The sequence below is a fragment of the Methylobacterium sp. NPDC080182 genome (genome assembly GCF_050281105.1).
Classification (GTDB): Bacteria; Pseudomonadota; Alphaproteobacteria; order Rhizobiales; family Beijerinckiaceae; genus Methylobacterium.
The window spans coordinates 103,844-130,117 of the sequence record NZ_JBNNWO010000014.1 but is presented as its reverse complement, the minus strand read 5'-3'; the positions used below and the strand labels follow the sequence as shown (position 1 = coordinate 130,117).

Below are 26,274 nucleotides of genomic sequence, written 5' to 3'. Positions count from 1 at the left end.
GGATGCCGGCCCGGATGCCGGCCGCGCCCGGGCCGGGTCTCGTCGTCCTCGACTTCGACGGCACGCTGGCCGACAGTTTCGGGTGGTTCTGCTCGGTGCTGAACGGCGTCGCCGACCGCTACCGCTTCCGCCGGGTCGAGGCCCACGAGGTGGAGGAGCTCCGGCTCCAGGGCGCCCGGGCGATCGTCGCCCATCTCGGCATCCCGCGCTGGAAGCTGCCGCTCATCGCCCGCCACATGCACGCGTTGGCCGCCCGCGACGCCGCGCAGATCGCCCTGTTTCCCGGCGTCCCGGCGATGCTGGCCGCGATCGCGGCGGCGGGCGTGCCGCTGGCGATCCTGTCGTCGAATCGCGCCGACACGGTGCGGCGGGTGCTCGGACCGGACAATGCCGCCCGCATCGGCAGCTACGCCTGCGGGGCGTCGATCTTCGGGAAGGCGCGCCGGCTGCGGGCGTTGCTCGCGCGGACCGGGGTGCCGCCGCACCGGGCCCTCTGCGTCGGCGACGAGATCCGGGACCTCGAGGCGGCGCGGGCGCTGGGCTGCCCGTTCGGCGCCGTGGCCTGGGGCTACACCGACCCGCGGGCCCTCGTGTCCCACGGCCCCGAGCACCTGTTCCCGGAGCCCGGGGCGATCGCCCGCCTCGTGGCGGGCGAGGCCGGTCACATGCCGCGATTCGCGCCCGGCACGACGCTGGTGCCGCTGCCGCTGCCGAACGGCTCGTAGCGGGTCAGGCCGCGGAACAGCTGGCTGAGGAAGGCGCGGTCGGCGCCGCTCGTCGGCGTGGTGCGCTCGATGAAGTCGAAGATCCGGCCGTCCTGCAGGCCGTAGAGCGCCACGCGCTCGACCTTGAAGGCGGGGGTGAAGTACACGGCCGTGACCTTCTGGTCCTCGACCTGCTCGCCCAGGAACATGATCGTCCGGCGGGTGTTCTGCGAGATGTAGTACCAGGACTTGTTGCCGACCGTGGACACGGTCGAGGGCGTGCCCAGGATCTGCAGCACCTGCTCGGGGCCCATGCCGGGCTTGATCGTGGCGAGCGCCGCCTGATCGACCTGGTAGCCGTGGCGCAGCTCCTCGCCGATGCAGCCCGATAGACCGGTTGCCGCGAGGCCGAGCAGGGCGAGGCGCGCGAAGGACTGGACGAAACGGCGCCGCATCGGGCCCCCAGAGAGCGTGTTGACGGACGGGGCGCGACCGTCGCCGCCGGCACGGGGCTCCGACGGCGCTTGCGCCCTGGGCGTGGGTTGCCGTACCGCGGGGTTATGGCTTTGACAAGGCAAGCTTGGCCACAGAGGGCCGGGGTTCGACACCGATGATCGCCGGGCTGTTCCGCCGCGCGGGCGCGCGCCGCCGCGCCGTCGAGGGGCTGCACGTCGCCCTGAGCGAGGCCGCGCGCCGGCCGGGCCTCTACACGGATCTCGGCGTGCCCGACACCGTGGAGGGCCGGTTCGAATCCCTGTGCCTGCACGCGATCCTGGTCCTGCGCCGGCTGAACCGGCTGCCGCCGCCGGCCGCCGAGGTGGCGCAGGATCTGGTGAACTCGGTCTTCACTCAGCTCGACGCCTCCCTGCGCGAACTCGGCGTCGGCGACATGGGCGTGTCCAAGCGGATGAAGAAGCTCGGCGCCGCCTTCTACGGCCGGGCCGAGGGCTACGACGCGGCCCTGGAGGCCGGCGACGCCGCGGCCCTGGCGGCCGCCCTCGTCCGCAACGTGCTCGGCGGCGAGGGGGACGGGCGCGGTCTCGCCGCCTACGTGCGGGCGGCCGACGCCGCCCTCGCCGGGGCCGATCTCGACGGGCTGCTCGCGGCCGGGCCGCCCTTCCCGGAGCCCGACGGCTTCGCGCCGGTACCGGCCGGCCCTGACCACGGAGGACGCCCATGAGCCGCGATGCCAGCAGCCGCGATGCCGGCCAGGACGCTTTCCCGCTCGCGCGCTGGGTCAATGTCGAGCGCCTGCCCCAGGGGCGCGGCGCCGTCACCGTCGAGGCGAGCCCGGCCGAGTGCGCCGCGCTGGCCGCCGATTTCGGCATCCCGGGGATCCGCGACCTCGTCGGGCGCTTCGCCATCGAGGGGGCGACCAGCCGCCTCACCGTGACCGGCACCGTGGAGGCCCTGGTGACCCAGGTCTGCACCGTCAGCCTCGAACCCTTCGAGGCGCCGGTCCGGGAGCCGGTCGAGGTGGTGTTCACCGACACCGACCGGCTCGCCGGCACCGATGCCGAGGACGCCGACATCCCCGACCCCCTGGTCGGCGGCCGCATCGATTTCGGCGCGCTCACCGCCGAGTTCCTGGCGCTGGGCCTCGACCCGTACCCGCGCAAGCCCGGCATCGCCTTCGAGCCGGTCGTGGCGGGCGACGAGGCCGGACCCCTCGACGGCCTGCGCAAGCTCCGCGACCGCGACGGCTGAGCCCGCCGCGTCCGGCCGGAACCGCCGGCCGCCCGATTTCATTTGCCCGCCGGGCCGGTATCGCTATGGTCCGCCGCGCCCGGCGGGCCCCGTCCCGCCGCCGTCCGAACCCCTTTCCCGCCGAGACCCGCGACCCGCTACCGACATGTCCCAACGCGTGTGCATCTCGCTCGACGCCATGGGTGGCGACCACGGGCCCACCACGGTCGTGCCCGGCGCGGCGCTGGCCCGGGAGCGCCATCCCGGCACCACCTTCCTCATGTTCGGCGACGAGGCGGTGATCGCGCCGCTGGTCGCCAAGGAGCCCCGGCTCAAGGACTGCGTGGAGATCCGCCACACCAGCGTGGCCGTGGCCATGGACGACAAGCCGAGCCAGGCGGTGCGCCAGGGCCGGGGCAAGTCGTCCATGTGGCAGGCGATCCAGGCGGTCCGCGACGGGCAGGCCGATGCCTGCGTGTCGGCCGGCAACACCGGCGCGCTGATGGCGATGTCAAAGATCTGCCTGAAGACCATGTCGGGCATCGAGCGCCCGGCCATCGCCTGCCTGTGGCCGACCGTGCGCGGCGAGAGCGTCGTGCTCGACGTCGGCGCCACGATCGGCACGGATGCCGAGCACCTCGTCGAGATGGCCGTGATGGGCTCGGCCATGGCGCGCATCGTGTTCGACCTCGAGCGCCCCACCGTCGGCCTGCTCAACGTCGGCACCGAGGAGATGAAGGGCAACGAGGCGGTCAAGGAGGCCGCCCGGATCCTGCGCGAGATGGAGAGCCCCGGCCTGACCTATCACGGCTTCGTCGAGGGCACGGATCTCGGGCGCGGCACGGTCGACGTGGTGGTGACCGAGGGGTTCACCGGCAACATCGCCCTCAAGACCGCCGAGGGCACCGCCAAGCAGATCGGCACCTATCTCCGCTCCGCCATGACCCGGACGCTGGCCGCCAAGATCGGCGCCCTGTTCGCGCGGCAGGCCTTCAAGGCCCTCAAGGACAAGATGAACCCGAGCCGGGCCAACGGCGGGGTGTTCCTCGGCCTCGAGGGCATCGTCATCAAGAGCCACGGCTCGGAGAACGCGCAGGGCTTCGCCGCGGCGATCGATCTGGCACACGACATGGCGCGCCACGACATGATCCGCACGATCCGCGAGATGCTCGACCAGACGGCGGCGCTGGCGCCGGCCTGACGCCGGCACCGGGCCTCCGTCGACGGACGGGATGGAAATCGGACGCCCGCGGCTTCACAACCGGCGATTGTGAAGCTGGATCGTCCGGGAAGGACAATGATGGCAACCCTCCGCACTGACCCCGAGCAGCACCGGCGCGTCCCCCCTCTGCGCTCGGTGGTGGTCGGGACCGGCTCGAGCCTGCCCGCGCGGGTGGTGACGAACGCCGACCTCGCCGAGCGGGTGGACACGTCCGACGAGTGGATCGTCCAGCGGACCGGGATCCGCCAGCGCCACCTCGCGGGACCCGACGAGACCACCTCGGTCCTCGGTACGCGCGCCGCCAGGGCGGCCCTCGACGATGCCGGGCTGAGCGCGGACGACATCGACCTCGTCATCTGCGCCACCTCGACGCCGGATCACACCTTCCCGGCGACCGCGACCCAGATCCAGTCGGCACTGGGCATCCATCAGGGCGCGGCCTTCGACCTGCAGGCGGTGTGCGCCGGCTTCGTCTTCGCGGTCTCGACCGCCGACAAGTTCCTGACCACGGGGGCCGCCCGCCGGGCCCTCGTGATCGGCGCCGAGACCTTCTCGCGGATCGTCGACTGGGAGGACCGCACCACCTGCGTGCTGTTCGGCGACGGGGCCGGCGCCGTCGTGCTGGAGGCGCAGGAGGGGGCCGGGGACCGCGGCGTCCTCAGCGCGAGCCTGCGGTCGGACGGACGCCACCGGGAGAAGCTCTACGTCGACGGCGGCCCCGGCTCCACCGGCACCACCGGCCACCTGCGCATGGAGGGCCGCGACGTGTTCCGATTCGCCGTCGGGCAGGTCACCGACGTGATCGTGGAAGCCTTCGCGCAGGCGGGCATCACCGCGGAGGAACTCGATTGGTTCGTGCCGCATCAGGCCAACCGCCGGATCATCGAGGCCTCAGCCGACAAGCTCGGTGTCGCCCGGGACAAGATCGTCCTGACGGTGGACCGCCACGGCAACACCTCGGCGGCCTCGATACCCCTGGCCCTCGACGTGGCGCGGCGGGACGGCCGCATCCGGGCGGGCGACCTCGTGATGATCGAGGCGATCGGCGGCGGGTTCAGCTGGGGCGCCGCGCTGATCCGCTGGTAGCGTTTCGGGCGGCGCGCCCGAAACGATTCGCTGTCCCAGCGCGGTTGACCGGGGGCGGAGCGCCGATTAGCGTGCCGGATCATAGGGATACGCCTTCAGCGTTCGGCGCGGCCAAGGGTGCCGCGCCGTGCGTCATGGGGCGAGCGACGCGGGCGAGGGGACACGGCATGGCAGGCAAGACGGTGACGCGCGCCGACTTGAGCGAGGCCGTCTACCACCAGGTGGGCCTGTCGCGGACCGAGTCGGCCGCCCTCGTCGAGACCGTGCTGTCCGAGATCTGCAGCTGCCTCGCGAGCGGCGAGACGGTGAAGCTGTCCTCGTTCGGCTCCTTCGTGGTCCGCAGCAAGGGCAAGCGCGTCGGCCGCAATCCCAAGACCGGGGTCGAGGTCGCGATCGAGCCGCGGCAGGTGATGGTGTTCAAGCCCTCCAACGTGCTCAAGGCCAAGATCAACGGCCTGAACGGCGCGGGCGACCACGACGACGAGTGAGCGCGCCGCGAAAGCGGCCGTGTCGGCGGGCTCTTCGGGCGGGCTCTTCAGGCTTGAGTGCGGCCCCGCGAGCCGGCAAGATCGGGCCGCTTCGCCCCGCTCCGTAAGACGCCCATGCCGCCAGCCCTCGCCGCCGCCTCGACCGACGAACCGCCGACCGGGATCGGCGAGAAGAGCGCCCACGCCTTCCGGACGATCAGCGAGGTGGCTGAGGAACTCGACGTGCCCCAGCACGTCCTGCGGTTCTGGGAGACCCGCTTCGGCCAGATCCGCCCCGTGAAGCGGGCGGGGGGGCGCCGCTACTACCGGCCCCAGGACATCGAGCTCGTCGCCGGCATCCGCCATCTCCTGCACGTGCAGCGCTACACCATCGCGGGGGCGCAGCGGGTCCTCAAGGAGAACGGCGTCCGCTTCGTGCAGGCCGTCGGCCGCGGCGAGGCCGTGGCGGCCGAGCCGCTGCTTCAGGAGGTCGAGACCGAGGCGGGAGCCCGGAGCGGGACCGGGGGCGCGACGTTCGGCGCGTCGGACCGGGCGGCCCTGGCCGAGGCCCTGGACGAGTTGCGCGCCTGCCGCGCCCTGCTCGACGGGCTGCGCGACCTGCCCGACATGGAGGCCTGAGCGGGCCTGAGCGGGCCTGCCGGGCTCGACGACCCCGGCCCCGGCGCGCGGCGGGCGAACTTTCCGGCAACACGTCGCGTTGTCGCCCGCATGGCCGCGCCCAAACCCAAGTTGACGCCCAGCCAGGAACTGATGGCCCGCATCATGCGGATCGTCCGCTCCTGCCCGGAGGCGGCGTCCGAAGTCCTGGAGCTGATGTTCCTCGTCAGCCAGATCGAGGCGGCCACCGGGGTCGACCGGGACTATCGCGACGCCAAGCGGGTGATCAGCCGCCTGCGCAACCCGCTCTGGGAGATGGGTCCCACCGACCGGGAGAAACTCCTGGCGGCCGCCGAGACGATTCGCCGGGTCTGCCGGCTGGCCGAGGACGAGATTCCCCCCGTGCCGGTGGCCGATGCCGGGGAGCGGGCGCGGGTCGAGGGGCGGCTCGCCGCCGCCCTGGCCGGCGAGTTCGACGCGGCGCAGATCGCCCGCATCACCGGGATCGTCGCGGCGGCCCTCCAGAATTAACCCGCCGCCCGAGCCCTCGACGCCCGTGCGCGGCGTCCCCACATGGTCTCCACCGATGAACGGGACATCCGGACGCGTGTCCGGGGAGAGGTCCCGGGTCGGCACTGGAGAGACGCTGCCATGATTGCCCTACGTCCGCTCGCCGCGCTGCTCGCAGGGAGCATGGCACTGGCCGGGCCCGCCCTGGCCCAGACGCCGTCCAACCGAACCAAGACGGTGGCGCCCGGCAAGACGGTCCGCATCGAGATCGCGCCCAACCTCAAGAAGGATTGTTCTCCTGGGCCGATGCCGGAGTTCAAGGTCTCGGGCCCGCCGAAGAACGGATCGGTGATCACCAAGGTCGGCAAGCTGAAGACGCCGGCGAGCTACCGCTGCCCCAACAAGGAAGCGGCCGTCCAGGCGCTGTTCTACCAGCCCAACAACGGATTCACCGGCACCGACGAAGTGACGTTCGAGGTCAAGAGCTCCGACGGCCAAGTCCAGACGCAGACCGTCAAGATCACGGTCGGGGGCGCGGCGACCAAATCAGGAGACGACGGCAAGAAAGAGGGCACGGATTTGTGAGCAGGCTCCGGCCGAAACGGTATCTGCCCAGTCCTGCCGCCCGGGCAGCCGTCCGGGGGCGTCACGGAGTCTCGTCCGTGACGCCTTCAGCGCTCCCGAGTGTTGCATGCAATCGACATGCCGGGCGCCATGCTCGCCGCACTGCGACAAAAGCGGGCCTGTCGGTTGCATCCGAGCCGAGACAGGATGAAGCTGTCACGGTCTGAGAGGGTTATCGAATGCCGATGCATGCGACGAACGACCTTTTCCAGAGCTTCGCCCGAGGGTACGAGGCCCGCCGCGACACGGAGATGACGCTCTCCGAGTACCTGGATGCCTGTCGCGACGAGCCCCTGATGTACGCCTCGGCCGCCGAGCGCATCCTCGCGGCGATCGGCGAGCCGGAATTCGTGGACACCGCCAGGGATTCGCGCCTCGGCCGGATCTTCATGAACCGGACGATCCGGACCTACCCAGCCTTCCGCGAATTCTACGGCATGGAGGAGACGATCGAGCGGATCGTCTCGTTCTTCCGCCACGCCGCGCAGGGCTTGGAAGAGCGCAAGCAGATCCTCTACCTGCTCGGGCCGGTGGGCGGCGGTAAGTCGTCGCTGGCCGAGCGGCTGAAGCTCCTGATGGAGGTTCACCCCGTCTACGTACTCAAGGCTGGGGACGAGGTGTCGCCGGTCTTCGAGAGCCCGCTGGGCCTGTTCGACCCCGAGACCATGGGCGAGGAGATCCAGCGCCGCTACGGCATCCCGCGCCGGCGGCTGACCGGCCTGATGAGCCCCTGGGCGCTGAAGCGCCTCGACGAGTTCAACGGCGACATCTCGCGCTTCAAGGTGATCAAGGTCCGGCCGTCGCGCCTGCGCCAGATCGCCATCGCCAAGACCGAGCCGGGCGACGAGAACAACCAGGACATTTCCTCGCTCGTCGGCAAGGTCGACATCCGGCGACTGGAGACGCTGTCGCAGGCCGATCCCGACGCCTACTCGTACTCGGGCGGCCTGAACCGGGCGAACCAGGGCATCCTCGAGTTCGTCGAGATGTTCAAGGCGCCGATCAAGATGCTGCACCCGCTGCTCACCGCGACGCAGGAGGGCAACTACGTCGGCACCGAGAATATCGGCGCGATCCCGTTCACCGGCGTGATCCTGGCGCACTCGAACGAGGCCGAGTGGCAGACTTTCAAGACCAACAAGAACAACGAGGCCTTCATCGACCGGATCTACGTGATCAAGGTCCCGTACTGCCTGCGCGTCACCGAGGAGCAGCGGATCTACGAGAAGCTGATCTCCGGCTCGGAGCTGTCGGACGCGGCCTGCGCGCCCGGCACGCTGGAGATGCTGGCGCGGTTCTCGGTGCTGTCGCGGCTCCGCGAGCACGCCAATTCCAACGTCTTCTCCAAGATGCGGGTCTACGACGGCGAGTCCCTGCGCGAGGTCGATCCCCGCGCCCGCTCGATGCAGGAGTACAAGGACACGGCCGGCGTCGACGAGGGCATGGACGGGATCTCGACCCGCTTCGCCTTCAAGGTGCTGGCCGCGACCTTCAACCACGACACCACCGAGGTCTCGGCCGACCCGGTGCATCTGATGTACGTGCTGGAGCAGTCGCTGCGCCGCGAGCAGCTCCCGCCCGAGACCGAGAAGAAGTACCTGGAATTCATCAAGACCGAACTGGCCCCGCGCTACGCGGAGTTCATCGGCCACGAGATCCAGAAGGCCTACCTCGAATCGTACCACGATTACGGGCAGAACCTGTTCGACCGGTACATCGACTACGCCGACGCCTGGATCGAGGACCAGGACTTCAAGGACGCCGAGACCGGCCAGCTCATGAACCGGGAGCTCCTGAACCAGGAGCTGACCAAGATCGAGAAGCCCGCCGGGATCGCCAACCCGAAGGACTTCCGCAACGAGGTGGTGAAGTTCGCCCTGCGCTCCCGGGCGCAGCACGGCGGCCGGAATCCCAGCTGGACCAGCTACGAGAAGCTGCGCGAGGTGATCGAGCGGCGGATGTTCTCCCAGGTGGAGGAGCTGCTGCCGGTGATCTCCTTCGGCTCGAAGAAGGACGGCGAGACCGAGAAGAAGCACGGCGAGTTCGTCGAGCGCATGGTCGCGCGCGGCTACACCGAGCGGCAGGTCCGCCGCCTGGTGGAGTGGTACATGCGGGTGAAGCAGGCCGGCTGAGGGACGACGGGGCTCGACCGGCCCGCTCGGTCGGCCGGGCCCCGTTCCGACCCTCCGCCGCCACAGTTTCGGACGACCGGCCGGCGAAGATCGCGGCCCTGCTGCCAAAGAGGGATCCTTCCCTCCGGTGACAGCATGGTACGACAAGGGTCCGGACCCGGCCGGAGCACGCGGACGAGGGTTTTCGCAGCGGATGCACATCGTCGACCGACGTTTGAACCCGGGCGGCAAGAGCCTCCCGAACCGCCAGCGCTTCCTGCGGCGCGTGAAGGACGTGGCCCAGCGCGCGGTGCGGGAATCCGCCCGCGAGAAGGACATCAAGGATCTCGGCAAGGACGGCCGCGTCACCGTGCCGGCGGACGGCGTCCGGGAGCCCCGCTTCTCGCGCCAGCCCGGCACCGGCCTGCAGGACCACATCCTGCCCGGCAACAAGACCTACGTGGAGGGCGACACGATCGAGCGCCCGCCGGGCAGCGGCGGCGGTCGCGGCTCCGGCGAGGGCGGGGAGGGCGGCGAGAACAGCGAGGACGCGTTCCGCTTCGTGCTCACCCGCGAGGAGTTCCTGGAACTCTTCCTCGAGGATCTGGAATTGCCGGACCTCGCCAAGCGTCGCCTCGCCATCGTCGAGACGGAAGGGTTGCGCCGGGCGGGCTACACGGTCACCGGCTCGCCGGCGAACCTCGCGCTCACCCGCACCCTGCGCAACTCGATGTCGCGGCGGATCGCCCTCAAGCGCCCGAAGCCCGACGAGGTCGCGGCCCTGGAGGCCCGGCTCGACGCCCTCGCCGAGGGGCATCCGGAGCGGCCGGACCTGGAGCAGGCGCTGTTCCGGCTGCGCGAGCGCGCGAAGCGCATCCCCTACGTCGACCCGATCGACCTGCGCTTCCGCCGGTTCGAGCCCTATCCGCGGCCGATCGCGCAGGCGGTGATGTTCTGCCTGATGGACGTGTCCGGCTCGATGACCGAGCACATGAAGGACCTCGCCAAGCGATTCTACATCCTGCTGCACATCTTCCTGACGCGCCGCTACCGGCACGTCGAGATCGTGTTCATCCGCCACACCGACCGGGCGACCGAGGTGGACGAGGAGACCTTCTTCGGCTCCCGCGAGACCGGCGGCACCCTGGTCTCGTCGGCGCTCGTGGAGATGAAGCGCGTCATCGCCGAGCGCTACGACCCGAACGACTGGAACATCTACGCGGCCCAGGCCTCGGACGGCGACAACGTCTCCTCCGACGGGCCGACCTCCACGGAGCTGCTGCGGTCGCACATCCTGCCGGCCTGCCAGCACTTCGCCTATCTGGAGGTGGGCGACGAGAACGGTCCCCGCGCCGGCTTCGTCGAGCACCGCACCACCCTGTGGCGGACCTACGAGGCCATCGCCAAGGCCGGCGGACCGATCGCCATGCGCAAGGTCAACCACCGCCGGGAGATCTACCCGGTCTTCCGCGAGCTGTTCGGGCGCAAGGAAGGCCGCGCCGAGGCGGAGGCGTGATGGCCGCGCACGCATCGACCGATCGGGAGGCCGCATGACGCTCGTCAAGGCACGCACGCCCCAGATCATCGCGGGCAACCAGAAGCCGCTGTTCACCGGCAACGACTGGGATTTCGACACGATCCGGCGGATCCACGACGCCTGCGAGGCGGTGGCCGGGCCGCAGCTCGGACTGTCGTGGTACCCGAACCAGATCGAGATCATCACGGCCGAGCAGATGCTCGACGCCTACGCGTCGATCGGCATGCCGCTGTTCTACAAGCACTGGTCGTTCGGCAAGCACTTCGCCCAGCACGAGGCCGGCTACCGGCGCGGCCTGATGGGGCTCGCCTACGAGATCGTCATCAACTCGGACCCGTGCATCTCCTACGTCATGGAGGAGAACACGGCGACGATGCAGACGCTCGTCATCGCGCACGCCGCCTTCGGCCACAACCACTTCTTCAAGAACAACTACCTGTTTCGGCAGTGGACCGACGCCGAGGGCATCCTCGACTACCTCGACTTCGCCAAGGGCTTCATCGCCCGCTGCGAGGAGCGCTACGGCCACCAGGCGGTGGAGCAGGTGCTCGACGCCGCCCACGCGCTGATGAGCCAGGGCGTCCACCGCTACCCGCGCAAGAAGCGGCCGGACCTCGCCTCCGAGCAGCGGCGCGAGCGCGAGCGGATCGAGCACGGCGAGCAGATCTACAACGATCTCTGGCGCACCCTGCCGCAGAAAATCGGCACGGCGCGTCCGGACGCGGCCGCCGAGCGGCGCAAGGCGCTGCTCGAACTGCCGCAGGAGAACATCCTGTATTTCCTGGAGAAGGCCGCGCCCCGCCTGCGCCCCTGGCAGCGCGAGATCCTGCGCATCGTCCGCCTGGTCGCCCAGTACTTCTACCCGCAGCGCCAGACCAAGGTGATGAACGAGGGCTGCGCGACCTACTGCCACTACCGGATCATGAACGCCCTGTCGGAATCCGGGCAGATCACCGAGGCGGCCTATCTCGAGTTCCTGCAGTCGCACACCAACGTCATCCGGCAGCCGAACTACGACGACCGCTCCTACGGCGGCCACAATCCCTACGCGATCGGCTTCGCCATGATGCAGGACATCGCCCGCATCGCCGAGCAGCCGACCGAGGAGGACCGGGCATGGTTCCCCGACATCGCCGGGGTCGGCGACGCCATGGCGGTGCTGCGCGATTGCTGGGAGAATTACCGGGACGAGAGCTTCATCCAGCAGTTCCTGTCGCCCAAGCTGATGCGCGACCTGCGCCTGTTCCACGTGGTCGACGATCCGGAGGAGCCGGAACTGCGGGTGGAGGCGATCCACGACGAGCGCGGCTACCGCAAGCTGCGCCGCTCCTTCGCGCGTCAGTACGACGTGGCGTGGCTCGATCCCGACATCGAGGTGGTGGACGTGGACCTGGAGGGCGACCGGCGCCTGATCCTGCACCACAAGGCGATCAACAAGATCACCCTGCAGAAGGACGACGCCAAGCGCGTGCTGCAGCACCTCGCCGACCTCTGGGGCTACGACGTGGTGCTCAAGGAGATCGAGCCCGCCACCGGCACGGTGCTGGGCGAGATCACCGCCAGCGCGCGGCCGATCTTCTTCTGAGCGGGACGGCGGGAGGGCACCTCCCGCCCGATTCCCCGTCCTGATGTGGCGTCCGGCCGAAATCCTCGATGGCGGCAGCCCTCTGTCATCACGAGCGCAGCGAAGTGACCCAGGGTCGCGCGACATCGGTGAATGTAGCGCCGACTGGATCGCTTCGCGCCGCTCGCCAAGACGGCACCGGCCGATCGACCGGGACCTTCCGATGAGGACGGCAGTTCCGAAGGCCTCGTGATTGCCTCGGCGGTACCGCCGTGCTGCATGGGGCAATGACCGCCACGATCCTCACCCTCGCCGAGACCGGCGACTTCCTCGACCGCGAATTCCCGCAGATGCAGGCGGGCGGGCGCGCCTACCACCTCGAGGCCGTGGGACCGCTCTCGGCGCGGATGCGGCTCGAAGCCCACGAGCGCTTCCTGCGTCCCGGCGCGACCGTGTCGGGGCCGGCCATGATGGCGCTGGCCGACTACGCCCTCTACGCGGCGATCCTGGCCAATATCGGTCCCGTGGCGCTCGCGGTGACGACGAGCCTCACCTTCAACTTCCTGCGCAAGCCCGCCACGGGGGATCTCGTGGCCGAATGCCGGCTGCTCAAGCTCGGCCGGCGCCTCGCAGTCGGCGAGGTGTCGATCACCGCCGTCGGCAGCCCGGACCTCGTCTGCCACGCCACCGGCACCTACTCGATCCCGCCGCGCTGACGCGCCGTCTTCGCGAGCGCAGCGAAGCAACCCAGGGCAGCGCGCGATTGCCAGACGGGGCGTGTCGCTGGGTTGCTTCGCCGCGCAAGGACGGGAGGCTTGCTCAGCCGACACGCGCCTCGGCGAGCCGGGCGGCGTAGCGGGCGATCAGGTCGACCTCCAGGTTGAGCCGGTCCCCCTGCCGCCGCTCCCCCCAGGTGGTGACCTGGAGCGTGTGCGGGATCAGCAGCACCGAGAACAGGTCGTCCGCGACCGCATTCACGGTGAGCGAGGTGCCGTCGAGGCAGACCGAGCCCTTCTCGGCGATGAACTTCTTCACGGCGGCCGGGGCCCGCAGGGTGAAGCGCTCGCTGGCGCCCCAGGCATCGGCCGTCACGCTCACGCGCTCCACGATCTCGGCGAGGCCGTCGACGTGGCCGGTGACGAGATGGCCGCCGAGCTCGTCGCCGATCTTCAGGGAGCGTTCGAGGTTGATCCGCGTGCCCGCCGCCCAGGTGCCGACGGTGGTGCGCGCCAGCGTCTCGGCGGCGGCGTCGACCGCGAAGACGCAGCCGCCCGCGGCGGGCTCCACCGACACGGCGGTGAGGCACGGTCCGGCGCAGGCGATCGAGGCGCCGAGCGCGATCGTCGCCGGATCGTAGGCGGCGCGGATCGCGATCCGGCGCAGGTCACCGTCGCCCGAGACCGAGACGACCGTGCCGATGGCGCTGACCAAGCCCGTGAACATCGCTTACGTCCTGTTGCGTTCGTAGGTCACGGCCGTGTCGGGCCCGAGCTGCAGCCGCTCTGCCTCCCGGAACCGGTCGTCCGCCAGGGCCTCCGCCAGGGCCGGGCCCAGCGCCGGCAGGCCGCCCGCTGCGCCCAGCTCCGCCGGCCCGGTGACCAGCGTGCAGGCATCGATCAGATCGGCCCGGGCCAGCGCCTCCGCAAGGCGGGGGCCGCCCTCGCTGCACAGGCGGGTCAGGCCGCGCTCCCCCAGATGCGCCAGGGCCGCCGGGAGATCGATCCCGCCGGCCGCGTCCGCCGGCACGGTCGCCACCTCGACCCCGAGCGCCTCCAGGGCCCGCCGCGCGTGGGCCGGGGCCGAGCGGGTCGTGAGCACCAAAGTCGGTGTGTCGCGGGCGGTGCGGGCGAGGACGCTCGCCGGGGAGAGCCGCAGATGCGTGTCGAGCACGACCCGCAGGGGCGAGCGCGTGCCGAGGCCCGGCAGCCGCACGGTCAGCGACGGGTCGTCGGCCCGGGCGGTGCCGATGCCGATCAGGATCGCGTCGGCGTGGGCCCGCCACAGGTGGACCGCCCCGTCCGCCACCGGCCCGGTGATCCGCAGGCGCTCCGGCCCGGCGGAAGCGCAGAAGCCGTCGCGGGTGCGGGCGAGCTTGAGGTGCAGGGCCGGGCGGCCGCGGGTCACCCGGGTGACGTGGCCGACATGGTCGCGCGCCGCCTCCTCCCGCATCAGCCCGGTCTCGACCGCGACGCCGCCCCGCCGCAGGAGGTCGTGGCCGCGCCCGGCCACCCGCGGGTCGGGATCCTCCAGGGCGCTGACCACCCGGGCGATCCCGGCGGCCAGGATGGCGTCGGTGCAGGGCGGCGTGCGGCCGTGATGGGAGCAGGGCTCCAGGGTGACGTAGAGGGTCGCGCCGCGGGCAGCCTCGCCGGCGGCGGCGAGCGCCACGGGCTCCCCGTGCGGGCGCCCGCCCGGCGCCGTGGCCGCCGTCCCGAGGATGCGGCCGGTTTCGGGCTCGACCACGACGGCGCCGACCGACGGGTTCGGCCAGGTGGTGCCGAGCCCGCGTCGGCCCAGCGCCAGGGCGAGGCGCATGAAGTTCGGGTCGCCGCTCATGGACGCCCGGCGCGGCGCCGCCCCGACGCCTCGGGCTCCGGGTCGCCCTCCGGACCCGGCGCGGCCGCCGGTACCGGCGTGCCGTCGCTCAGCGTGCCGAGCAGCTCCTCGAAGTCCCGGGCCTCGCGGAAGTTCTTGTAGACGGAGGCGAAGCGCACGTAGGCGACGTCGTCGAGGCCCTTCAGCCCCGCCATCACCAGCTCGCCGATCGCCTCGGAGGTCACCTCGGGCTCGCCGGCGCTCTCGAGCTGCCGGGTGATGCCGCTGACCAGCCGCTCGATCCGCTCCGGATCGACGGCGCGCTTGCGCAGCGCCACGTCGATGGAGCGCTGGAGCTTGTCGCGGTCGAACGGCACGCGCTTGCCCGAGCGCTTGAGCACCACGACCTCGCGGAGCTGCACGCGCTCGAAGGTGGTGAAGCGGCCGGCGCAGTCCGGGCAGACCCGGCGGCGCCGGATCGCGGCGCCGTCCTCGGAGGGCCGCGAGTCCTTCACCTGGGTCTCGGAGCCGCCGCAGTAGGGACAGCGCATGGATCTCGCTACTCGGGCATGGAAACGGCCGCGGACCGGTCGGATCCGCGGCCGTTTCCTAATCTACCGCGGGCCGGCCCGGAAGACCGGCCCCGGCTCAAGCGGCCCTCTTGCCTCAGCCGTAGATCGGGAACCGGTCCGTCAGCGCGTGGACGCGGGTCTTGACGTCGGCCTCGACCGCGCTGTCGCCGGCCTCACCCTTGGCGGCGAGCCCGTCCAGCACCTCGACGATGAAGCCGCCGATCTGCTTGAACTCGGCGACGCCGAAGCCGCGCGAGGTGCCGGCCGGGGTGCCGAGCCGGATTCCCGAGGTGATGGTCGGCTTCTGCGTGTCGAAGGGGACGCCGTTCTTGTTGCAGGTGATGTGCGCCCGCGACAGGGCCGCCTCGGCGGCCTTGCCGGTGAGGCCCTTCCGCTGGAGGTCGACCAGCATCAGGTGGTTGTCGGTGCCGCCCGAGGTGATGTCGTAGCCGCCCGAGATCAGCGTGTCGGCGAGCGCCCGGGCGTTCTCCACCACCTGGCGGGCGTAGATCTTGAACTCGGGCTTCAGCGCCTCGCCGAAGGCCACCGCCTTGCCGGCGATGACGTGCATGAGCGGGCCGCCCTGGAGGCCGGGGAAGATCGCCGAGTTGAACTTCTTGGCGAGCGCCTCGTCGTTCGTCAGGATCATGCCGCCGCGCGGGCCGCGGAGGGTCTTGTGGGTCGTCGTGGTGGCGACGTGGGCGTGCGGGAACGGCGACGGGTGGACGCCGGCCGCCACGAGGCCCGCGAAGTGAGCCATGTCGACCATGAAGTAGGCGCCGACCGAGTCGGCGATCTCGCGGAACTTGGCGAAGTCCCAGTGGCGCGGGTAGCCCGAGCCGCCGGCGATGATCACCTTCGGCTTGTGCTCCTGGGCGAGCTGGGCGACCTGCTCCATGTCGATCCGCTGGTCCTCGCGGCGCACCGTGTAGGAGACCGGCTTGAACCACTTGCCCGAGACGTTCGGCGGGGCGCCGTGCGTCAGGTGGCCGCCGGCGGCGAGGTCGAGGCCCAGGAAGGTATCGCCGGGCTGCATGAGCGCCAGGAACACACCCTGGTTGGCCTGGGAGCCGGAATTCGGCTGCACGTTGGCGAAGCCGCAGTCGAACAGGCGCTTGGCGCGCTCGATGGCGAGATCCTCGGCGATGTCCACGAACTGGCAGCCGCCGTAGTAGCGCCGGCCCGGATAGCCCTCGGCGTACTTGTTGGTGAGCACCGAGCCCTGAGCCTCCAGCACGGCGCGGGAGACGATGTTCTCCGAGGCGATCAGCTCGATCTCGTGCTGCTGGCGGCCGAGCTCCTTGGCCACCGCCTCGGCGATCTCGGGGTCGGCTTCCGTCAGCGGGGCGGCGAAGAAGCTGTTGGAGAAGTGCTTGTCGGCGGCGGTACCGGCGCTCATGGTCTGCCTCTGTTCTGGTAGGGGCGATGCCCGGCCTTTCGTCGGCGTGCACGGGCGGGCGTTGAAGGTGGGATTCCTACACGCGCCGAGGGCTCAGGCCAAGCACAGGCATTTTGCTCGCGCGCCAAGAATAATTTGTCGCAGCCTGCCGCGGCGACCTCGAGAGTGCTGTCGGCATATTTTCCTTCTCTGCCACCAGCGGCTTGATAAAAGGAAAAAAGTCATGGAATAAATCATGAACGTTTCGAGGATCAGAGACGCGATGCGGTATTGTGATCTGCCGGATGTCCTGGATTATTCCATCACTGAGCTTCGGCTCGGCCTAGCCTTCATCGCGCGACGGCAGGACCAGCGCTGCCCCGGTTCGAGCGATCTGGGATATCAAGACCGGCAAGGCGCAGTAGACGCCGGCTCGCGCGCGCGAACTGCGCAGAGATGTCGGCGTGGATGACAGTTTTCCCGTCATAGAGGTTCACTTGAGACGAGGAAACTCGGTCAAGGGACTGTCAATATCCGCGATCCTACTCGGAGAGAGGTTGCCATGAGCATGGAAGCCTACGCGCTCTGCGCGGGCGCGATGCCTGGCGTGGCGGAATGGCAGGCGGCCATCCACGAAAACGGGTTCGATCTGAAACTCGACGCCGCGCGCATACCGCCGGCCACGCAAGAGCATCTGCCCGCGACTTGGCGGCGCCGCGAGGCCGGCTTCGAATGCCAGATCATTCCGCTGTCGGATCTGACGGACACCTATACCGACATCGACTTCGGCGGGCCGTGGACGTGCGTCTATGCCTTCTACTTCGCCACGCTCCCGGCTTGCGTCGGGGCGTGGATGGCTGTCGCGGCCTGCGCGGCCCAGTCGGACGGTATCGTCTTCGATCCGCAAGAGGGGCAGCTGCTCACCGCCGAGGGCGCGATCCGCTGCGCTCAGGACACGGTGGCGCGCGTCGTCAGCCTGGACGCGCAGTTCGATACCTCCGCGGGCGGCTGAGGCCGGATGGCGCGCCGCGCCTCGGCGGTGCCGTCAGGTCCGCATCGCGAGGTTCGTCTCGATCAGGACCGTCTCGGTCTCGAACGCGGCCGCGTGCCACGCTCCGGCCGGGAAGTGGAACACGCTTCCGGCCGAGAACGGCTCGCGGCCCCGCTCGGTCTCCAGGATCCCCGAGCCCGAGAGCACCTGAACGAACTGCTCGTGATCGTGGCTGTGCGCCGGCGCCGAGACGCCGGCCGGGACGACCACGCGCACGAGGCTGGCGCCCGAGCCCGGGATCGTGCGCTTGGCGACGCCGTTCCCGCCGAGGCTCTCGGCGCGGTCGTCCCAGGCGGTCAGGTAATCGCTCATCGACGGGTCTCCTCGCCGGCGGGGTGCCGCTCCGATCGGTCGGGTCAACGCTCGACCGGACCCCGCCCCCGCGTCAACCGGTCCCGCCGGGCTGGCGGCCGCGCCGGCCCTTGCCGGCCGCGGGGTCGGCCGGCGCCGGATCCGGTCGGGCCGGGTTGGTCGACGGCGCCGGAGGCACGGCGCTCGCGGACGGCGTGCCGGAGGTGGGCCAGAAGGTCTCGAAGAGCTCCTGCATCGCCCGGATGTTGTTGCCCTGAACCTCGGCCCCGGTGCGCAGCATCTGCTGGAACATGTCGGAGCCGGCCTCGCCCGCGCTCGCCTGCGGATTGGCGGCCGGCTTGGCGGCGGGTCTGGCGGCCGGCTTCGGCGGAGCCGGCGGCTCGACCGCCGGCATCATCGCCCTGGCCATCTCGGCCCAGGCCGGGCCGAACGGGAACGGCACGGGCGGCGGCGGCGCGCTCGGCCGCGCCGGCTCGGCCTGCGGCTGGTTCAGCATGACGTGGACGATGCTCGCCACCACGGCGCCCGCCATCATCGGCAGCATCTGGCGCAGGACCTGCGCGCCGACGCCGCTCGTCGCCGAGGCCTGCCGCAGCACCGCCTGCATCAGCTGCGCCGAGCCGAACATCTGGCCGAGGGCCTCGAACCCCTGCGCCGGCGCCGGCTTGGCGGCCTCCAGACCGAACATCCGCGCGAAGCCGGTCGGGTCCAGGCCGACGCTGCGCTGGAGGCCGAGCGTCAGGGCCGGCATCAGCGCCTCGAAGGCACGGGCCGTCTGCTCGGTCGTCAGGCCGAACGGCTGGCCCATGGCCTGAAGCCCGGCCTCGCCCTGGGCCTGGAACATCTCGAGCGGGTTGAACATGACGCCTCGATCCTGTCCCGGCCGGGACCGCCCGGGACAGGGCATCGTGACCCTTTGCGCGGGGAAATACCAGTTCCCACCCGCGGAACTTGTGCCTCCGCGCCGCCGTCTCAGCTCAGCGGCTCGGGATGAGCGTGCCCCGGCGGCAGCGGCGCCGCCCGGTGGGGCGCCTCGGCGGCGACGTCCGGCTCCGGCCGGCGCGGGCCGACCCCCTCCAGCCGGTCGACCGTGCGGCGGGCGAGCAGGATGCCGAGCGCGCCGAAGACCAGGGAGCCGACCCCCATTCCGGCCACCACGCCGCGGGGGCCGTAGAGCGACGCGCCGAGCATGGCCGGCGGGATCGTCCCGAGCGTCGCCCGGCCCCAGTTCAGCAGCGTCGAGCGCAGCGGGAAGCCGAGATTGTTGAAGGCGGCGTTGCCGAGGAACAGCAGCCCGTTGAAGAACCAGATCGCGCCGCCGACAAGGCAGAAGAAGCCGAACAGCTCGGCCGCGACCCCCTGCAGGCCGAACAGGCCGGCGAGCCATCCCCGGGCCAGCGCCAGGAGGAGCCAGACCGCGGCGCAGTAGGCCAGAGTCACCCGGATCGCCGCGCCGAGCACGCCGCGCATCCGTTCGAACAGGCCCGCGCCCCAGTTCTGCGCCAGGATCGGGCCGATCGCCCCCGACAGCGCGAACAGGCCGCCGAAGGCCACCGGCGTCAGCCGGTCGATCACCGACGCGGCCGCGACCGCGTCCGCTCCGTAGCCGGCGAACAGACGCGCCAGGAAGGCGCTCGCCACCGAGGGGGCGAGGTTCGTCAGCACGGCCGGGCCCGCGACACCTGCCAGGGCTGCCGCGTCGGCCGGCAGATCGGACAGGCGCGGCCGGCCCAGGAGGCCGTGCCGGGCGACGCCGCGGACGCCTACCGCCACGAAGGTCGCACGCGCCGCGCAGACCGTGATCGCCGCGCCCGTGACGCCGAGGCCCGCCCCGAAGATCAGCAGCGGATCGAGGAGCGCGGTGATCACGGCGCCGGCCAGGGTGACCGACATCGCCTGCCGCGCCTCGCCGACCGCGCGCAGCAGCCCGGTGAACAGCATGCCGGCGGCGAGCAGCAGGTTCGACGGCAGGGTGATGTAGAGGAACAGGACGGCCACCCGCAGCGCCTCGCCCTGCGCGCCGATCAGCGCCAGGAGCGGGCCGGCCAGCAGCGCGATCAGCCCCGCGATGAGGGCGGCCACGAGGCTGCCGAGGACCAGCGCCGAGGTCGCGAGGCGCCGCGCCGCCGCGCGGTCGCGCGCGCCGACGGCCTTCCCGACCAGGGCGCCGGCGGCGATCATCAGGCCGATATTCACCGCCGTGGCGAAGAACTGGACGATGCCGGCGAAGCCGACCGCCGCCGTGAGGTTCGGGTCGCCCAGCGTCGAGACGTAGAGCAGCGACAGGAGATCGACGACGAAGATCGCCATCAGCCCCACCGAGCCGGTGGCCGCCATCACCACGACGTGGCGGAGGATCGAGCCGGTGACGAAGCGGCCCGCCTCCGCCGGGGGCGGCCCGTCGGACATGTCAGACATCCCGCCCGTCACGCATCCCGGGCGCTGCCTTCCGCCTCGAGCTCGGCCTCCGGATCGGGATCCTCGGCGGCTTCCGTCTCCTGCGGGGCCAGGGCGGGCTTCTCCAGGAGCCGCTCGGCGGCCTCGCGCCGGTCGCTGCCCACGAGGTCGCGGGTCTCGGTGCTGAGCGCCCGGGCCGGCCGGACCGGGGCGGTCAGCGGCTCGGGCTTCAGCCCGGCCGCGGCGCCGCGCATCCAGCTGGACCCGTCCGGCAGGGCGCCCGCCTGCTGCAGGACCAGCCGCGCGATGTCGCGCTTGCGCACGTCGTCGGTCCGGGCCGTGGCGGCCTCCGGCGACAGGCCGAGCCCCTCCAGGGCCGCCCGCCCGAAGGCGAGGGCGGATTCGGCGGTCTCGCGGATCTGGTAGTCGACGTCCCGGTTCATCAGCTCCACCGCGTGCAGGCGGTCGTAGGCCCGCACGAAGGTCCGCACGCTCGAGAATTCCTCGTGGACGATGTCGACGATCTTGAGGGCGCCCTCCCGGTCGTCGACGCAGATGCAGACCAGCTCGACCCGGCCGATCCCGGCGGCGCGGAGCACGTCGAGGCGCGTGCCGTCGCCGTAGTAGATGCGGAAGCCGAAGCGCGAGGCGGCGCGCAGCTGCTCCACGTCCTTGTCGATCACCGTGACCGGGATGCCCTCGGCCATCAGCACGTGCGTCAGCACCTGCCCGAACCGGCCGAAGCCGATCACCAGCACCCGCGCGTCGCCGCTCTCGGACAGCTCGGTGGAGGGTTCCTCCAGCGCGAAGGTGCTGCGCGCGTTGCGCCGCTCGATCAGCTTGTCGAGACCCTTGGCGGCGATGGGGCCGATCAGCATGGTCAGCGCGGCGAGCGCCACCGCGAAGCGCGTCGCCGTGACGCCGGTGAGGCCGAGATCCTGGGCCTGCGGCAGCAGCACGAAGGCGAACTCGCCCGCGGGCGCCAGGACCGCGGCCCCCCGCAGGGCCCCGAGGGTGTCCGAGCCGAACAGCCGGAACAGGCCGGCCACGATGGCGACCTTGACCAGGATCGCCGCCAGGGTCGCGCCGAACAGGGCCGGCCAGACCTCGCGCACGAGCGCGCCGTCGATCGACATGCCGACGCTCATGAAGAACAGGCCGAGCAGCATGCCGCGGAACGGCTCGATGTCGGCCTCCAGCTGGTGGCGGAAGTTCGACTCGGCGAGCAGGATGCCGGCGAGGAACGCGCCCATCGCCATCGACAGGCCGACCTGCTCCATGAGCAGCGCGGTGCCGAGCACCACCAGGAGCGCCGCGGCGGTCATCACCTCCCGGGCGCCGCTCGCCGCGAGCAGCCGGAAGAACGGGTTCAGGCCGTAGCGGCCGACCAGCACCACCGCGAGGATCGCCGCGAGCGCCTTGCCGGTGGAGACCGCGGCCTCCCCGAGCCAGGAGACGTCGGTCGCCTCGCCGGCCGAGGCCAGCAGCGGCATCAGCGCCAGGATGCCGACCACCGACAGGTCCTGGAACAGCAGGACCGCGAAGGCGCGCGCGCCGTAGGCGCTGCCGAGATCGCCCCGCTCCTCCAGGAGCTGCAGGGCCACCGCGGTGGCAGAGAGGGCGAGCGCGAGGCCGATCACCGCGGCGGCGCCGAAGCTGAGACCCGCCACGAGGCCGGCGCCGCCGAGCACGAGCGCGCAGACGACGAGCTGCGCGGCGCCGAGGCCGAAGATGTCGCGGCGCATCGAGACGAGCTGCGACAGGTGCAGCTCCAGCCCGACGATGAAGAGCAGGAGCACCACGCCGATCTCGGCGACGCTCGCGGCCGTGTCGGGCTCTGCGATCAGCGACAGGCCGGAGGGCCCGATCAGCACGCCGGCCACGAGGTAGCCGAGCACGGCGCTCTGCCCGATCAGCCGGAAGATCGGCACGCCGATCACGGCCGCCGTGAGGAAGGTCAGGACCGGCGGCAGGAAGCTCGCATGTTCGACGGGGCTCGCCATGGTGATCGTCCCGGCGGTTCTGCTGGATCGGCGCAGGTGGAGCCCCCGCTTAGCGCGCACGGGGCCGGGATGCGAGCCGTAAGCGGGTGCCGTTCGGCACCGACGGGCCCGCGCGGGGCGGTTCGGCCTCGGCTCGGCCCGAGAGGCGCGCTCAGCCCAGAGGCGCGCTCAGCCCAGAGGCGCGCTCAGCCTAGGTCGCGGACTCATTAAGCTCGCAGCCAGACCCGCACGGCTGCGAGCTTGACGCTGGCGAGGAAGTTGTCGGGATCCTTGTCGTAACGGGTGGCGACGGCCCGGAAGTGCTTGATCTTGCTGAAGAAGCGCTCGACCAAGTTGCGGTACTTGTACAGGAACGGGCTGAACGCCGGCACTCGCTTGCGGTTGGGCATCGGCTTCACATTCGCCCACGCGCCCTGCTCAGCCATCCGAGTGCGAAGCGCGTCGCTGTCATAGGCTCGATCCCCCAGCAGGATCTGGCCCGTGCCCAGACTGCCCAGCATGTCGGCCGCCGCGCGCCCATCGTGCGCTTGACCCGCGGTGATTTTGAGCGCCACCGGACGGCCGTCAGCATCCACCAGCGCGTGGATCTTGCTCGTCAGGCCGCCGCGCGAGCGACCCATGCCACCGGATCGGCCATCTTTTTTTGGGCGCAGGCGGCATGCTGGTGAACCCGCACGCTGGTCGCGTCGATCATCTGCAGGTCGCCGTCGTAAGCCTTTGACACCGCGTCCAGAAGCCGATCCCAGATGCCACGCTTGCGCCAGCGCCGAAAACGGTTGCCGCAGGTCGTATGTGGGCCGTAGCGCGCCGGGATGTCGGCCCAGGGCGCGCCCGTGCGCAGCCGCCAGAAGATCCCATTCAGCACCCGCCGATCATCCACGCGCTCCTTGCCGCGCACGTCCGTCGGCAACAGCGGCTCGATCACCGCCCACTCCGCATCCGTCAGATCAAACCGCGCCATCAAGGCCCTCCTGCTCAGAGGGCTAACGACGCCGCGGTTCAACCGTGCCAGCCGTTATGGGTTCGCGACCTAGAGACGCGCTCAGCCCAGAGACGCGCTCAGCCCAGAGACGCGCTCAGCCCAAGAGGCGGGGGCGCGCCCGGTGCGATCCGTCGATGAACTCGAAGCCACCGGCGGCGCTCAGCATGTGCAGGCGCGTGCCCGGCCAGGCCGCGCCCGGGCACAGGCGCGTCTCGACCTGCTGCGCGTAGGCCTCCTCGTCGAGGCGGAGGATCCGGGCGAGGCCGAGCGCCGCGCCGTAACCCTGGCGGCAATCCTGGACGGGCCGGATCAGGCCGCCGTCGCGCGCCACGATCGGGCCCGCGGCCCGGGCGGAGCCGATATCGATCAGCACCGGGTTGTGCCGGTGCGGCGTCCAGGGCCCGCGGAAATGCGGCGCGTGCCAGAGATGGAGCGTGTCGGAGTAGCTGCCGCCGCCGGCCCGGACCGTGGCGAACATCCACCAGCGGCCCCCGTGCTGCAGCAGGGTCGCGTCCCCGGCCACGACCCCGTCGAGGAGCACCGCCTCGTGGACCCAGCCGCGCGGGAAGTCGGTGGCCCGGTAGAGGTCGATCGTCCCGGAGGCGTGGGATTCCGGGATCATCCAGACCTGCCCGTCCGCCTCGAACACGAACGGGTAGGAGAGGTGGGTCTCGAGCTCGAGCACCGGCTCCGGGCGGCCGCGGGGCCCGTTCTCCCCAAAATCCACCGCGGCGATCACGCCCTTGCCGCGGCGGTAGTCGAATTCCTCCACGAACAGGGTCACGGCGCCGTCCCGGGCGATCGCGAAGGGGTCGGCGTAGAAGCGGCGCCCGTCGTCGGGAAGGACCTGCCAGCCGCCTTCGGGATGCCGGCGTAGGTCGATCAGGTCGGGGCCGACGATCCGCCGCCAGCCCACCCGCCAGTGCGGTCCGTGGAAGCAGAGGGCGTAGAGCCGGCGGGCGATCTGGCGGGCGAGCCCCCCGGCGGCCCGGCGGCGGGCGCCCAGGCCGCCGAGGTCGTAGGCGGCCGCGGGCCGCAGGGGTGCTCCGGCGCCGTCGGGGAGCGCCGTCGAGGCGGCGCCGTCGAGGGCGGCGAGGATCAGCGTGATGGTCCGCGCGAGGTAGCCCTCGAAGGCCGTGAGCATCACCGTGTGCGATTCTGTGCCGAGGCGGCCGACCGCCACCGGCGCGCCGTCCGGCCCGCGCAGGGCCGCCACCGGCGCCCCGTGGGCGAACAGGGCGGCGAGGAGGCCGGCCTCGCCCGGCATCCCGTCGTAATCGAGCCGCCAGGCCGTCGCCGGGCCGGGATCCGCGGGGCTGTCCGAGAGGTCGAGGACGAGGTCGGCGGCGCTCCCGCCGGGCTCCGCGCCGTCGGGGCCCGCCTCGTAGGGGGCGAGGGCCACCGGCTCCGCCGCGGTCGCCAGACCCGGCCGCGGCAGGCCGTGGATGGCGGCCTCCAGGCGGAACAGGAGCTCCGCGTTCGGCGGCAGGCCCTCCGCGTGCTCGACCCAGGCGACGCGGATCCGATGGTCGGGCCGCTGCCCGAGCTGGTCGAGGAGCCGGATGTGCCAGCCGCGCAGGGACCGGCGGTCGAGCCGCACGACGATGGTCCGGGTGCGGGCGCGCGTCCCGGAAGACGACGGCTCCGTCCGGGCGGGAGCCCGGCCACCGGTCGCCGACGGCCGGTCCGCGCCTCCGATCACCCGCTCCATCAGCCGGTCAGCCCCGCGCCCCGCGTGCCGGATTTCGTATCGACGCTCACGGCGGCCAGACCCAAGATGCGCCCGGCCTCGACCCTCGATACGGTCGAGCCGGGCTCGAATGCTGTTACGCCGCGCCACGATCAAGCACGGCCGCGTGACTGTCTACAGGTTCAAGCTTAACGTGCGGGACGATTTCTGGAGGATGAACCGAAAAAATCGAAACGCCGTCCATCAAATAAACGCGTGTTGGCGGGTCGTGATACAGTGTCGCGAGGCGGTGGCAGTTTGCCGTGGGGAACCCCACCTCCAGCTGGACCGTTCGCCAGTCAAGGACGTGGTGCGGAGACAGGACATGACGCGCAAGACGCTGACGATGCCCCTCGCGGCGATGCTCCTCGCCGCCATTCCGGGAACGGCCTTCGCCTGGGGCGGTGGCGGCGGTGGCGGCGGCGACAGCGGGAGCGGCCTCTCGCCCTACGCGGCGCTGAGCGGCAACGACCGCTCGGCCGGGGTCAACAACGGCAATTACCGCGACCCGGCCCTCGACCCCTACATCCGGACCTACGATCCGGAGGCCGCGGCCCGCTACGCGGCGCCGCCGGCCGCGCAGCCGCGCCTGCGCGTGCGGCCGTATTACGGGTACCCCTACTGAGGCGATCTGCCTGAGGCGATCCGCGGAGGCCGTCTCGCGACGGCCTCGTCGTTCAGGAGCGTCCGACGCCGCTCGCGGCCCGGACGCGCTTGAGCGTCCACGGACCGCCCGAGAGCTTGCAGCCGGTGCCGCGGACGAAGCGGCTGCGGGTCGGCGCGATCACCGATGCCAGGAAGTTGCGGCAGATCAGCTCGTCCGAGACGTACGGGAGCCCGGTCGGATTGACCGACCCGTGAAGCCCGGTCTCCGGGTTGTCCCACTTGACCGGCCGCCCGTTGCCCTGCGGATCCAGGGCGACGCTCAGGGCGGCCCGCGCCCGGCGCCAATCCTCCTCGGCGAGGTCGTCCCCGAAGCTCACAGGCCGCTTCTCGATGCTGCCGGTGACGGTCGGCTCCTCGACGACGCGCGGCGGCGCCGCCGGCGGATCGCCCCGGAAGACCAGCAGGGGCTGGCTGCAGCCGCACAGGGCCATCGCCATCGCCATCGACACCACCGACACGGACGCGCAGATGCGCGACCGCCGGCTTAGCCCTTTACACGCGCATCCCCGCATTACACCTG

The 26,274-nt window shown here is 71.5% G+C and carries 27 protein-coding genes; 15 read left to right on the top strand and 12 right to left on the bottom strand.

Annotation, left to right across the window (positions count from 1 at the left end):
- Positions 1–14 precede the first annotated feature (14 nt).
- On the top strand, positions 15–725 hold the full coding sequence (locus ACQKQD_RS23670; protein WP_427509710.1) for an HAD hydrolase-like protein: 711 nt from the start codon (positions 15–17) through the stop codon (positions 723–725).
- Here ACQKQD_RS23670 and ACQKQD_RS23665 read toward each other — a convergent pair.
- Positions 662–1,159: an outer membrane protein assembly factor BamE gene (locus tag ACQKQD_RS23665; RefSeq protein ID WP_020093881.1), complete on the bottom strand. Its 498-nt coding sequence runs from the start codon at positions 1,157–1,159 to the stop codon at positions 662–664. The two genes, ACQKQD_RS23670 and ACQKQD_RS23665, sit on opposite strands and share 64 nt — an antisense overlap.
- Before the next feature lie 155 nt (positions 1,160–1,314).
- On the opposite strand from ACQKQD_RS23665, the gene ACQKQD_RS23660 reads away from it, so the two are divergent.
- The 12 genes from ACQKQD_RS23660 (at position 1,315) to ACQKQD_RS23605 (ending at position 12,845) form a co-directional block, all read left to right on the top strand.
- Entirely contained in the window at positions 1,315–1,884 is a 570-nt protein-coding gene (locus tag ACQKQD_RS23660; RefSeq protein WP_427509709.1) for a ubiquinol-cytochrome C chaperone family protein, read from the top strand.
- Complete coding sequence (locus tag ACQKQD_RS23655) at positions 1,881–2,411, top strand: YceD family protein (RefSeq protein WP_020093879.1); 531 nt, start codon at positions 1,881–1,883, stop codon at positions 2,409–2,411. The genes ACQKQD_RS23660 and ACQKQD_RS23655 overlap by 4 nt, the downstream gene beginning before the upstream one ends.
- 145 nt (positions 2,412–2,556) lie before the next feature.
- Complete coding sequence (plsX, locus tag ACQKQD_RS23650) at positions 2,557–3,591, top strand: phosphate acyltransferase PlsX (protein WP_026605038.1); 1,035 nt, start codon at positions 2,557–2,559, stop codon at positions 3,589–3,591.
- Positions 3,592–3,690: 99 nt separating this feature from the next.
- On the top strand, positions 3,691–4,698 hold the full coding sequence (locus tag ACQKQD_RS23645) for a beta-ketoacyl-ACP synthase III (protein ID WP_056531284.1): 1,008 nt from the start codon (positions 3,691–3,693) through the stop codon (positions 4,696–4,698).
- Between the two features lie 167 nt (positions 4,699–4,865).
- A complete protein-coding gene (locus ACQKQD_RS23640) occupies positions 4,866–5,186 on the top strand; it encodes an integration host factor subunit alpha (RefSeq protein WP_020093876.1) in 321 nt (106 codons plus the stop codon).
- A 114-nt stretch (positions 5,187–5,300) separates the two neighbouring features.
- Positions 5,301–5,804, top strand: a complete 504-nt coding sequence (locus ACQKQD_RS23635; protein WP_132367011.1) for a MerR family transcriptional regulator — start codon at positions 5,301–5,303, stop codon at positions 5,802–5,804.
- A gap of 90 nt (positions 5,805–5,894) precedes the next feature.
- Entirely contained in the window at positions 5,895–6,314 is a 420-nt protein-coding gene (locus tag ACQKQD_RS23630) for a hypothetical protein (protein ID WP_026605037.1), read from the top strand.
- 120 nt (positions 6,315–6,434) lie between these two features.
- Positions 6,435–6,878 (top strand): Ig-like domain-containing protein, encoded by a 444-nt coding sequence (locus ACQKQD_RS23625; protein ID WP_427509783.1) that lies wholly within the window; start codon positions 6,435–6,437, stop codon positions 6,876–6,878.
- 218 nt (positions 6,879–7,096) lie between these two features.
- Complete coding sequence (locus tag ACQKQD_RS23620; protein ID WP_427509708.1) at positions 7,097–9,049, top strand: PrkA family serine protein kinase; 1,953 nt, start codon at positions 7,097–7,099, stop codon at positions 9,047–9,049.
- Between the two features lie 193 nt (positions 9,050–9,242).
- Positions 9,243–10,544 carry a YeaH/YhbH family protein gene (locus ACQKQD_RS23615; RefSeq protein ID WP_020093871.1) on the top strand — a complete coding sequence of 434 codons (1,302 nt, stop codon included), beginning with the start codon at positions 9,243–9,245 and terminating at the stop codon, positions 10,542–10,544.
- 34 nt (positions 10,545–10,578) lie between these two features.
- Positions 10,579–12,150, top strand: a complete 1,572-nt coding sequence (locus ACQKQD_RS23610) for a SpoVR family protein (RefSeq protein ID WP_091927321.1) — start codon at positions 10,579–10,581, stop codon at positions 12,148–12,150.
- A 266-nt stretch (positions 12,151–12,416) separates the two neighbouring features.
- Positions 12,417–12,845, top strand: coding sequence for a PaaI family thioesterase (locus tag ACQKQD_RS23605; RefSeq protein ID WP_091681860.1), 429 nt, complete (start codon positions 12,417–12,419; stop codon positions 12,843–12,845).
- Positions 12,846–12,948: 103 nt separating this feature from the next.
- Here ACQKQD_RS23605 and ACQKQD_RS23600 read toward each other — a convergent pair whose 3' ends face one another.
- From ACQKQD_RS23600 to glyA, 4 genes are all read right to left on the bottom strand, one after another.
- Positions 12,949–13,572 carry a riboflavin synthase gene (locus ACQKQD_RS23600; RefSeq protein WP_020093868.1) on the bottom strand — a complete coding sequence of 208 codons (624 nt, stop codon included), beginning with the start codon at positions 13,570–13,572 and terminating at the stop codon, positions 12,949–12,951.
- Between the two features lie 3 nt (positions 13,573–13,575).
- Positions 13,576–14,685, bottom strand: a complete 1,110-nt coding sequence (ribD, locus tag ACQKQD_RS23595; protein ID WP_427509707.1) for a bifunctional diaminohydroxyphosphoribosylaminopyrimidine deaminase/5-amino-6-(5-phosphoribosylamino)uracil reductase RibD — start codon at positions 14,683–14,685, stop codon at positions 13,576–13,578.
- Positions 14,682–15,215, bottom strand: coding sequence for a transcriptional regulator NrdR (gene nrdR / locus ACQKQD_RS23590; RefSeq protein WP_056523583.1), 534 nt, complete (start codon positions 15,213–15,215; stop codon positions 14,682–14,684). The genes ribD and nrdR overlap by 4 nt, the downstream gene beginning before the upstream one ends.
- 115 nt (positions 15,216–15,330) lie before the next feature.
- On the bottom strand, positions 15,331–16,635 hold the full coding sequence (gene glyA, locus ACQKQD_RS23585; RefSeq protein WP_012320887.1) for a serine hydroxymethyltransferase: 1,305 nt from the start codon (positions 16,633–16,635) through the stop codon (positions 15,331–15,333).
- 541 nt (positions 16,636–17,176) lie between these two features.
- Here glyA and ACQKQD_RS23580 point away from each other — a divergent pair.
- Entirely contained in the window at positions 17,177–17,626 is a 450-nt protein-coding gene (locus ACQKQD_RS23580) for a hypothetical protein (RefSeq protein WP_427509706.1), read from the top strand.
- Positions 17,627–17,659: 33 nt separating this feature from the next.
- Here ACQKQD_RS23580 and ACQKQD_RS23575 read toward each other — a convergent pair whose 3' ends face one another.
- The 6 genes from ACQKQD_RS23575 to ACQKQD_RS23550 all read right to left on the bottom strand — a co-directional run bounded on the left by ACQKQD_RS23575 (position 17,660) and on the right by ACQKQD_RS23550 (position 25,070).
- Positions 17,660–17,977 carry a cupin domain-containing protein gene (locus ACQKQD_RS23575; RefSeq protein WP_427509705.1) on the bottom strand — a complete coding sequence of 106 codons (318 nt, stop codon included), beginning with the start codon at positions 17,975–17,977 and terminating at the stop codon, positions 17,660–17,662.
- Positions 17,978–18,050: 73 nt separating this feature from the next.
- A complete protein-coding gene (locus tag ACQKQD_RS23570) occupies positions 18,051–18,839 on the bottom strand; it encodes a DUF937 domain-containing protein (RefSeq protein ID WP_427509704.1) in 789 nt (262 codons plus the stop codon).
- Between the two features lie 110 nt (positions 18,840–18,949).
- Positions 18,950–20,386: an MATE family efflux transporter gene (locus tag ACQKQD_RS23565; protein WP_020093862.1), complete on the bottom strand. Its 1,437-nt coding sequence runs from the start codon at positions 20,384–20,386 to the stop codon at positions 18,950–18,952.
- 17 nt (positions 20,387–20,403) lie between these two features.
- Positions 20,404–22,377, bottom strand: a complete 1,974-nt coding sequence (locus ACQKQD_RS23560) for a monovalent cation:proton antiporter-2 (CPA2) family protein (RefSeq protein WP_427509703.1) — start codon at positions 22,375–22,377, stop codon at positions 20,404–20,406.
- Positions 22,378–22,583: 206 nt separating this feature from the next.
- A protein-coding gene (locus ACQKQD_RS23555; protein WP_427509702.1) for an IS5 family transposase occupies positions 22,584–23,338 on the bottom strand; the annotation gives its coding sequence in 2 pieces (ribosomal slippage) (positions 22,584–23,014 and positions 23,014–23,338; 756 coding nt in all).
- Positions 23,339–23,453: 115 nt separating this feature from the next.
- Positions 23,454–25,070, bottom strand: coding sequence for a glucosamine inositolphosphorylceramide transferase family protein (locus tag ACQKQD_RS23550; RefSeq protein ID WP_427509701.1), 1,617 nt, complete (start codon positions 25,068–25,070; stop codon positions 23,454–23,456).
- A 343-nt stretch (positions 25,071–25,413) separates the two neighbouring features.
- Here ACQKQD_RS23550 and ACQKQD_RS23545 point away from each other — a divergent pair, with 343 nt between their 5' ends.
- The gene (locus tag ACQKQD_RS23545) at positions 25,414–25,713 is read left to right on the top strand and encodes a hypothetical protein (protein WP_020093859.1); all 300 of its coding nucleotides are present in this window, start codon (positions 25,414–25,416) and stop codon (positions 25,711–25,713) included.
- A gap of 52 nt (positions 25,714–25,765) precedes the next feature.
- Here the strand turns inward: ACQKQD_RS23545 and ACQKQD_RS23540 are convergent, their stop codons facing one another.
- Positions 25,766–26,266 carry an RT0821/Lpp0805 family surface protein gene (locus ACQKQD_RS23540; RefSeq protein WP_427509700.1) on the bottom strand — a complete coding sequence of 167 codons (501 nt, stop codon included), beginning with the start codon at positions 26,264–26,266 and terminating at the stop codon, positions 25,766–25,768.
- Between the last annotated feature and the right edge of the window lie 8 nt (positions 26,267–26,274).

What these genes read in the sequence shown, in the direction of transcription:
- ACQKQD_RS23670 (WP_427509710.1), top strand. Translation starts at nt 15, where the DNA reads ATGCCGGCCGCGCCCGGGCCGGGTCTCGTCGTCCTCGACTTCGACGGC.
- ACQKQD_RS23665 (WP_020093881.1), bottom strand. Translation starts at nt 1,159, where the DNA reads ATGCGGCGCCGTTTCGTCCAGTCCTTCGCGCGCCTCGCCCTGCTCGGC.
- ACQKQD_RS23660 (WP_427509709.1), top strand. Translation starts at nt 1,315, where the DNA reads ATGATCGCCGGGCTGTTCCGCCGCGCGGGCGCGCGCCGCCGCGCCGTC.
- ACQKQD_RS23655 (WP_020093879.1), top strand. Translation starts at nt 1,881, where the DNA reads ATGAGCCGCGATGCCAGCAGCCGCGATGCCGGCCAGGACGCTTTCCCG.
- plsX (WP_026605038.1), top strand. Translation starts at nt 2,557, where the DNA reads ATGTCCCAACGCGTGTGCATCTCGCTCGACGCCATGGGTGGCGACCAC.
- ACQKQD_RS23645 (WP_056531284.1), top strand. Translation starts at nt 3,691, where the DNA reads ATGGCAACCCTCCGCACTGACCCCGAGCAGCACCGGCGCGTCCCCCCT.
- ACQKQD_RS23640 (WP_020093876.1), top strand. Translation starts at nt 4,866, where the DNA reads ATGGCAGGCAAGACGGTGACGCGCGCCGACTTGAGCGAGGCCGTCTAC.
- ACQKQD_RS23635 (WP_132367011.1), top strand. Translation starts at nt 5,301, where the DNA reads ATGCCGCCAGCCCTCGCCGCCGCCTCGACCGACGAACCGCCGACCGGG.
- ACQKQD_RS23630 (WP_026605037.1), top strand. Translation starts at nt 5,895, where the DNA reads ATGGCCGCGCCCAAACCCAAGTTGACGCCCAGCCAGGAACTGATGGCC.
- ACQKQD_RS23625 (WP_427509783.1), top strand. Translation starts at nt 6,435, where the DNA reads ATGATTGCCCTACGTCCGCTCGCCGCGCTGCTCGCAGGGAGCATGGCA.
- ACQKQD_RS23620 (WP_427509708.1), top strand. Translation starts at nt 7,097, where the DNA reads ATGCCGATGCATGCGACGAACGACCTTTTCCAGAGCTTCGCCCGAGGG.
- ACQKQD_RS23615 (WP_020093871.1), top strand. Translation starts at nt 9,243, where the DNA reads ATGCACATCGTCGACCGACGTTTGAACCCGGGCGGCAAGAGCCTCCCG.
- ACQKQD_RS23610 (WP_091927321.1), top strand. Translation starts at nt 10,579, where the DNA reads ATGACGCTCGTCAAGGCACGCACGCCCCAGATCATCGCGGGCAACCAG.
- ACQKQD_RS23605 (WP_091681860.1), top strand. Translation starts at nt 12,417, where the DNA reads ATGACCGCCACGATCCTCACCCTCGCCGAGACCGGCGACTTCCTCGAC.
- ACQKQD_RS23600 (WP_020093868.1), bottom strand. Translation starts at nt 13,572, where the DNA reads ATGTTCACGGGCTTGGTCAGCGCCATCGGCACGGTCGTCTCGGTCTCG.
- ribD (WP_427509707.1), bottom strand. Translation starts at nt 14,685, where the DNA reads ATGAGCGGCGACCCGAACTTCATGCGCCTCGCCCTGGCGCTGGGCCGA.
- nrdR (WP_056523583.1), bottom strand. Translation starts at nt 15,215, where the DNA reads ATGCGCTGTCCCTACTGCGGCGGCTCCGAGACCCAGGTGAAGGACTCG.
- glyA (WP_012320887.1), bottom strand. Translation starts at nt 16,635, where the DNA reads ATGAGCGCCGGTACCGCCGCCGACAAGCACTTCTCCAACAGCTTCTTC.
- ACQKQD_RS23580 (WP_427509706.1), top strand. Translation starts at nt 17,177, where the DNA reads ATGAGCATGGAAGCCTACGCGCTCTGCGCGGGCGCGATGCCTGGCGTG.
- ACQKQD_RS23575 (WP_427509705.1), bottom strand. Translation starts at nt 17,977, where the DNA reads ATGAGCGATTACCTGACCGCCTGGGACGACCGCGCCGAGAGCCTCGGC.
- ACQKQD_RS23570 (WP_427509704.1), bottom strand. Translation starts at nt 18,839, where the DNA reads ATGTTCAACCCGCTCGAGATGTTCCAGGCCCAGGGCGAGGCCGGGCTT.
- ACQKQD_RS23565 (WP_020093862.1), bottom strand. Translation starts at nt 20,386, where the DNA reads ATGTCCGACGGGCCGCCCCCGGCGGAGGCGGGCCGCTTCGTCACCGGC.
- ACQKQD_RS23560 (WP_427509703.1), bottom strand. Translation starts at nt 22,377, where the DNA reads ATGGCGAGCCCCGTCGAACATGCGAGCTTCCTGCCGCCGGTCCTGACC.
- ACQKQD_RS23550 (WP_427509701.1), bottom strand. Translation starts at nt 25,070, where the DNA reads ATGGAGCGGGTGATCGGAGGCGCGGACCGGCCGTCGGCGACCGGTGGC.
- ACQKQD_RS23545 (WP_020093859.1), top strand. Translation starts at nt 25,414, where the DNA reads ATGACGCGCAAGACGCTGACGATGCCCCTCGCGGCGATGCTCCTCGCC.
- ACQKQD_RS23540 (WP_427509700.1), bottom strand. Translation starts at nt 26,266, where the DNA reads ATGCGGGGATGCGCGTGTAAAGGGCTAAGCCGGCGGTCGCGCATCTGC.